We start from the raw sequence: 6,982 nt of genomic DNA, 5'->3' as shown, positions 1-6,982 counted from the left end.
CATCCGGCCGATGGGCTGGCCGATGAGCGACTGTCCCAGCCGCTGGATCTCGCTGCGGATGGCCTCGCCGCCCGGTACCTCGCCCACGCCCTGGTGGCCTGCCTCGTCCTCGATCAGGACGATGTTGCGGGTGAAATAGGGGCCGTGGGCACCGCTGAGATTCAGCAGCATGCTGTCCCGGCCCGCGACCGGGACGGCGCGGACCTGGGTGATGCGAGGGGTTCTGGCGTCGGCGGCTGGGGGCATGGTTTGAGCGCTCGGGACGGGTGATCTGCCCGGGGTTCGCGGCCCGCTGGGCCGTGGGCACGAGGGTGTCGGGAAGGTCCTGGTCGCAGACGGGTCGCAGGAACCGGCGGATTGCCAGTGTGCGGACCGATGTGGTCCGGCTGTCGGTGTTCGCAGGGAAGGGGCCGCCATGGACGATGGCATCGCAGACCTCGACGCCGGTCGGAAAACCGTTGGCCAGGATGCGGCCCGCCTTGAGTTCCAGGATCGGGATCAGGCTGGCCGCCAGTGCCCCGTCCTGTGCCGGCTCCAGATGCAGCGTGGCGGTCAGCTGGCCTTCGAGGGCCTGGGCGATGGCCTGGAACTCGTCGGTGTGCGCGCAGCGGATGATGAGCGAGCTGGCGCCGAAGATCTCGGCGCCCAGGGCCTCGGGGTCCGCCAGGAAGCCCTGGGCCGTGGTGAGGGCCAGGCTGGCGCGGCAATGGGCCGGCGTGGTGTCGTCCTGGCCTTGCGCCACGCGCTCCACGTCGGCATGGCTCAGCAGACGCTCGACATCGCACTGGTATGCCTGTGCAATGCCGGTGGTCAGCATGGTCGTCGCGGGGGCTGCCTCGATGGCCTGCCCGGTCCGGGCGATGAAGCGATCCAGGTCCGGACCGTCCAGGGCGATGACGAGCCCCGGATTGGTGCACAGTTGTCCGGCGCTGCCCGTCAGCGACACGGCGAACTGGTCGGCCAGCGTATCGCCACGGGCCGCCAGCGCGCCCGGCAGCAGGTAGACCGGGTTGGTGCTGCTCATTTCGGCATAGATCGGGATCGGAATGGGGCGCTGGGCGGCCGCCTGCATCAGGGCGATGCCGCCTTGGCGCGAGCCGGTGAATCCGACCGCCTGGATGCCGGGATGGCGGACCAGCGCGAGCCCCAGCTCGACGCCGGGGCCGGTCAGCAGGGAAAACACGCCTTCGTGCAAGCGGCATTGCTGGACGGCCGCGCGGATGGCCTGGCCCACCAGTTCCGAGGTGCCGGGGTGGGCCGGGTGCGCCTTGACCACCACCGGGGCGCCGGCCGCCAGGGCCGATGCCGTGTCGCCGCCCGCCACGGAAAAGGCCAGTGGGAAATTGCTGGCGCCGAAAACAGCGACGGGGCCCAGCGGAATCTGGCGCATGCGCAGGTCACTGCGCGGGGCGGGCTTGCGGTCCGGCAAGGCGTGATCGATGCGGGCATCCAGCCAGTCGCCTTCGCGCACGACCCGGGCGAACAGCCGCAATTGATTGACGGTGCGCCCGCGTTCGCCTTCCAGCCGGGGGCGGGGCAGGCCGGTTTCGAGCATGGCGCGTTCGATCAGTTCATCGCCCAGATCGAGGATGGCCTGGGCAATGGCCTCCAGAAAGGCGGCCCGCTGCTCCAGCGCGGTTTCCCGGTAGGACGCGAAGGCGGCGGTGGAAAGCGCCACGGCCTGTTCCACCTGATGGGCGTTCGCGCCCTGCCATGCCGGAGGGATCTCCTGGCCGGTGGCCGGGTTGACGGCCTGGAAGGCAGGGCCCGAGCCCGCGATGTTCTGGCTGCCGATGAGCTGTGTGCCGTTGAGGGGCATTGAAAAACCTCCGGAATAGAAAATGCTTACTGCAAAGTTATCATACGGCCCGGGCTGCCTCGGACTGGATGCGCAAGGTCATGCCGACGGTCAGCGTTTCGTCCGGCGCCAGGGTTCTCAGGCCGGTGCCCGGGATTCCGTGGGCGGCCAGATTCACGGCGTTGCAGACGTGGGTGACCGGTTCCACGCACAGGTAGCAGCCCGCGTTGCAATGCAGGACCAGGTGGTCCAGCGGGCCCCGGGTCCGCAAGGCCAGGCCCGGGCCGTCGGGCCAGCCGATGTCGGCGCTGCCGGCCCATTCGGACAGGTAATGCGTCCAGGTGCCGTTCGTGCGCAGCCAGCGGTCCTGCCGGTTGGGTCGGGGGAACAAGGCCAGTTCCTGCTCGTGCGCCCAGTCCAGACCGGCCGATGCGCGCACGCGGTCGGCGGTGAAATAGGGGTGCAGCCCCAGGCCGGCCGGCATGGGTTGCGTGTCTTCGTTGGTCAGCGCCAGCTCGATGTCCAGCTGTCCGTCATCCGCCAGCCGGATGATCTGGCGCAGCGACCATGTCCAGGGCCAGCCGTCCTCTCCGTTCGCGTGGCGTGCGCCCAGCGTGGCGCTGCCGTCTGTGGCGTCGAGCACATCCCAGATCATGCGTTGCGCCTGACCGTGCAGGGCGTGCGCCTGGCCAGTCAAGGGAGCGATGTCGATCGTTGCGCCTGTCCAGCGCATCCGGGCGTCGCGGATGCGGTTGGAGAACGGCGCCAGGGGAAACAAACCGCCCTTGGGCCATTCATGCGGCAGCCATTCCTGTACCTGGATCGGCGCCAGCCAGTCCCTCGGACCCTCGGGCAGTTCACTGGTCCAGTCGAGGATCCGTCCGCCGGCGGAGGGTGCCACCCGCAGGCGATGCGGCCCCTGTCTCAGGGTCAGGCATCGCGGCGGGGCGGCGTCCATCAGCGCGGGCATCATGCGGATGTTTTCCGATCAGCGTTCATTTGCGTCCGGCTCAGGCCTCGCGCGGGGCTTCCTTGACCCGGCTGACCAGTTGCGTCGGGCTGACGAAGCGCAGGGCGATCAGCACCCAGATCATGGTGATGGCCATGTAGATCATGGCCATGGCGTCGATGGCCTGGGGCGCGCGCACGCCGGTCGAGAACACCGCGTAATACAGCGCCACCACCAGGGTCTGGGAATCCGGCCCGGCGGTGAAAAAGGTGAGCTCGAACAGGCTGATGGTGCGCACCAGCACCAGCAGACCGGCGGCCAGCATGCCCGGCACCAGCAGCGGCGCGAGCACATGACGGAAATACTGGAAGGTGTTGGCGCCGAAGATGCGGGCGGCCGATTCCAGACCGGGATCGATCTGCTCGATGAAGGGCGTCATCACCAGGATCACGAAGGGCAGGGCCGGAACCAGATTGGACAGGATGACGCCGGCCAGAGTGCCGCCCACGCCGATCTGGTACATGGCCGTCGCCATGGGAATGCCGTAGGTGACGGGCGGCACCAGCATGGGAATCAGGATCAGCAGCATCACCAGCCGCTTGCCCGGGAAACGGGCGCGGGCCAGCGCATAGGCCGCCGGCACACCCAGCAGGATGGACAGGATGACGACCGAGGCGACGACTTCCAGTGTCACCACCAGGATGTGGGACAACTGGAATTCGGCCCAGGCGCGTCCGTACCAGCTGAAGGTGAGGCCTTCGGGCAGCAGCGTGCCGAACCAGCGGGTCGCCACGGAATTGACCATGACGGTGAGGATCATGAAGACGACATTCAGCAGGAAGAACCCCATGATCAGCCAGACGGTGACGTGCCAGAGTCTGCCCCAGCGAGGGTGGTTTCCTGTGGTCGTGGATGTGGTCGATGGCATGTGCGTCACCCCTTGCCGCTGGTGGCCGGACCCGTGTAAAAGGCCCGCCGGAATGCGAAGATTGCGCAGACGATCAGCAACTGCGCGAACCCCATGACGATGGCGATGGCCGAGGCCATGCCGTAGTCGTACTGTTCAAAGGCCGCCTCGTAGGCCGCGATCGAGATCACCCGGGTCGGGCCCGCGGGGGCGCCGAGCAGGATGGCGGACGGAAACACGGCGAAGGTCTGGACGAAGGACAAGGCGGCCGCCATGCTCAGCCCCGGCACCAGCAGGGGCAGGTAGATCAGTCGGAATTGCTGCCAGGTGTTGGCGCCGAGTGTGCCGGCGGCCTTGGCCAGGGTGGGATCGATCCCGGAGATATAGGACAGGGTCAACAGGAAGACGAAGGGGAAGTCGGAGATCACCAGGGAGATCAGCACCCCCCAGTAGTTGTGGGTCAGCCGGACTTCTTCGGAATACAGGTTCAGCCCCTGGACGAATTGCGAGAACCAGCCCACCGGGCTGTAGAACGTCAGCATCCCGTCGGCGATCAGCACGGTGCCCAGCGTGATGGGGATCACCAGGATGGTGGTGACAATGCGCTGCCTGCGGCTGTTGCGGCGCAAGGAAAAGGCCACCGGCACGGCCATGCCGACATTGATCAGCGTGGCGGGCGCGGCCAGTTTGAAGGTGGCCCACAATGTGCCGAACTGCGTCGATGTCGTGAAGAAATGGATGTAATTGGACCAGATGCTGCCGCCCTCCAGGGGCTGGAAGGAAATCAGCACCCCGTAGAGAAAGGGATAGACGAACAGCGCCAGCAGCACGACCACGGCGGGGGCGACCAGCCAGCCCCGGCGGTCGCCTCTGGGCGCGACGGAGAGGTCGAGGGTGCTCATACGTCCTCCGCGTAGGCCAGGACGCGATCGGCCGGGATGTACAGGCGCACCGGGTCGCCGGGCTTGAAGTCGCCGCTGACCCGCACGAAAAGCTCGCCGATGGCGCTGTTGACGACCAGCAGGGAGCTGCGGCCGCCGAATTCGATCTGCTGGATGGTGGCCTCCAGCGTGTTGGTTGTGCGCTCGCCGGCCAGATCGAAGTCGTCGGGCCGCATGGCCACGGCCACGGTCCGAGTGCCTGCGGGCACCGACATGGCCAGGCCCTGCAACTGGACCTGATGCTGATCGACCGTGATCTGTTCGCCCTCGAGGCGCGCCACCTGGAAGGCCAGCACATTGCGATAGCCCATGAATCGGGCCACGTGCAGGTTATGGGGCTGGCCATAGACCTCGCGTGGCGTGCCGACCTGCTGCACGCTGCCGGCCCGCATGACCACGATGCGGTCGGCCATGGACAGGGCCTCATCCTGATCGTGGGTGACGTAGATGGTGGCGCGTTCCAGCTGGCGGTGGATGCGGCGGATTTCGGCGCGCATTTCGACGCGCAGCTTGGCATCCAGATTGGACAGGGGCTCGTCCATCAGAATGACCGGGGGTTCGATGACGATGGCGCGGGCGATGGCCACGCGCTGTTGCTGGCCGCCGGAAAGCTGGCCGGGCAGTTTGGATTCGTGGCCTTCCAGTTGCACCAGGGACAGGGCATCCCTCACCCGCTGGTCGGTTTCCTGTTTCGACACGCCGCGCATGCGCAGGCCGAAGCCGACATTGTCGTGGACGCTCATGTGCGGAAACAGCGCATAGTTCTGAAACACCATGCCGAAGCCGCGCCGTTCGGACGGCAGCACATCAATGCGCGTATCGTCCAGCCAGATGCTGCCGGTGCTGAGGTCGGCCAGACCCGCCAGGCAGTTCAGGGCGGTGGATTTGCCGCAGCCCGAGGGCCCCAGCAGCGCGATGAACTCGCCACGCTGGATGTCCAGGCTGAGATCTTTCAGGGCAGCGACCATGCCTCCGGATGCGGTGGGGTATTGGCGCCCGACGCCATCGAGACGCAGCTGTTGGAAAGAATCGTTCATAGTCCAAAATCCAGGAAGAAACCGGCCGCCCGCGCCCCGGAGGGCAGGCGGGCGGGTCATGGAGGAGCGTGCGGTTATTTCTTCAGGGCGCCGATGTCGGTGTCCCATTTGTGGAAGGCCGCGACCATGGCCTTGGCGTCCAGCGGTACGGCGCTGGGACGGCTGGCCGTCAGTTGCTCGTATTCCGGGCGACCGTATTTTTCGATGACTTCCTGGCTTTCCTTGGGTGCGGCCGACAACGGCACGTCGCGGATGGCCGGACCCGGATAGAAGTAGCCCGTGTCATAGGTCATGGCCTGCTGCTTGGGTTGCATGATGAATTGCATCAGCTTGAACAGGACGGCCTGTTTTTCCTCGGACACGCCTCTGGGAATGACCATGTAGTGGGCGTCGTTGACCCAGGTGAAATTGTCGAAGGCCTGGATCTTGAAGTTGGCCGGTACGATGCCCAGAGCGCGCGGGTTGATGTCCCAGCCCGTCACGGTCACTGTCATGGTGCGGCTGCCCTGGCCCAGTTCCTTCATGATGGCCGACGTGCCGCCCGGATAGTAGGGGACACAGTCGTTGAGCTCTTTCAGGAATTGCCAGGTCTTGTCCCAGCCATTGATCGGATCATAGGGGTCCTTGTCGCCCAGCAGATAGGGCAGGCCCATCAGGAAAGTGCGGCCCGGGCCGGAGTTGGCGGGGCGGGCGTAGAGGAACTGGCCGGGATTGGCCTTGCACCAGGCGAGCAGTTCGGCCGGGGTCTTGGGCGGGTTCTGAACCTTGTCCGGGTTGTATTCCAGCAGCGGGCCGGATTGCATGAAGCTGACTTCCAGGCCGTAGCCCTTGGCCAGGTCCTGCATGCGGGCGGCATTGGTTGTGTATTGCGACAGGATGTCCTTGAATTTGTCCTGATGGTCGGGCAGCAGCTTGACCCACAGGTCCTGTTCGATGCCTGCGGCCAGTGCATCGGTGCCGGTCAGCACCAGATCGATGTCGGCGCGCTTGGCGTTTTGCATGGCCTTGATCTTGCCGGGGATCTGCGGCGCCGGCGCGTTGGTGAAGGTCATGCTGGACACCAGGTCCGGATTCTGGTCGCGGAAGGATTCGAGCGCTTTCTGGGTGACGGCCAGATTGCCGGCAACGTCGACGATGTTCAATGCTACGGGGGCGGCCTGGGCCGCGACGGCGGCGCAGGCCAGCATCAACGCGCCTGCCAGGGCATGCATGCGCACACCTTTGCCTTTGAATGTGTGTTGGGTTCCTGTCATGGTGTCTCCTTGTCTGTTGTCCTGGGCGCGGAAGGAGGCGGGTTCAGGAAAGTCGGTGGGTGGCCGTCGTTCAGAGCGCATCCTTCCTCATAAGTCA

General features: G+C 66.2%; 5 protein-coding genes and 2 pseudogenes. All 7 read right to left on the bottom strand.

Annotated features, from left to right (window positions below):
* Positions 1–246, bottom strand: a pseudogene (gudD, locus tag ACK5JE_RS06705) (glucarate dehydratase); the annotation flags it as partial.
* A 16-nt stretch (positions 247–262) separates the two neighbouring features.
* Positions 263–1,819: pseudogene (locus ACK5JE_RS06700) on the bottom strand (aldehyde dehydrogenase (NADP(+))); the annotation flags it as partial.
* A 40-nt stretch (positions 1,820–1,859) separates the two neighbouring features.
* Positions 1,860–2,771: an aldose epimerase gene (locus tag ACK5JE_RS06695; RefSeq protein WP_416800917.1), complete on the bottom strand. Its 912-nt coding sequence runs from the start codon at positions 2,769–2,771 to the stop codon at positions 1,860–1,862.
* Between the two features lie 37 nt (positions 2,772–2,808).
* Positions 2,809–3,675, bottom strand: coding sequence for an ABC transporter permease (locus tag ACK5JE_RS06690; protein ID WP_416800916.1), 867 nt, complete (start codon positions 3,673–3,675; stop codon positions 2,809–2,811).
* A 5-nt stretch (positions 3,676–3,680) separates the two neighbouring features.
* Entirely contained in the window at positions 3,681–4,556 is an 876-nt protein-coding gene (locus ACK5JE_RS06685; RefSeq protein WP_416800915.1) for an ABC transporter permease, read from the bottom strand.
* On the bottom strand, positions 4,553–5,632 hold the full coding sequence (locus ACK5JE_RS06680; RefSeq protein WP_416800914.1) for an ABC transporter ATP-binding protein: 1,080 nt from the start codon (positions 5,630–5,632) through the stop codon (positions 4,553–4,555). Before ACK5JE_RS06680 ends, ACK5JE_RS06685 begins: the two co-directional genes overlap by 4 nt.
* 74 nt (positions 5,633–5,706) lie before the next feature.
* Complete coding sequence (locus tag ACK5JE_RS06675) at positions 5,707–6,885, bottom strand: ABC transporter substrate-binding protein (protein ID WP_416800913.1); 1,179 nt, start codon at positions 6,883–6,885, stop codon at positions 5,707–5,709.
* Between the last annotated feature and the right edge of the window lie 97 nt (positions 6,886–6,982).

The organism is Castellaniella sp. (genome assembly GCF_047971665.1).
Taxonomy (GTDB): domain Bacteria; phylum Pseudomonadota; class Gammaproteobacteria; order Burkholderiales; family Burkholderiaceae_B; genus Castellaniella.
This window is presented reverse-complemented; position numbering and strand designations above follow the sequence as displayed.

Bases quoted from the DNA above. Each gene is read 5' to 3' on its own strand.
- ACK5JE_RS06695 (WP_416800917.1), bottom strand. From the start codon at position 2,771: ATGATGCCCGCGCTGATGGACGCCGCCCCGCCGCGATGCCTGACCCTG.
- ACK5JE_RS06690 (WP_416800916.1), bottom strand. From the start codon at position 3,675: ATGCCATCGACCACATCCACGACCACAGGAAACCACCCTCGCTGGGGC.
- ACK5JE_RS06685 (WP_416800915.1), bottom strand. From the start codon at position 4,556: ATGAGCACCCTCGACCTCTCCGTCGCGCCCAGAGGCGACCGCCGGGGC.
- ACK5JE_RS06680 (WP_416800914.1), bottom strand. From the start codon at position 5,632: ATGAACGATTCTTTCCAACAGCTGCGTCTCGATGGCGTCGGGCGCCAA.
- ACK5JE_RS06675 (WP_416800913.1), bottom strand. From the start codon at position 6,885: ATGACAGGAACCCAACACACATTCAAAGGCAAAGGTGTGCGCATGCAT.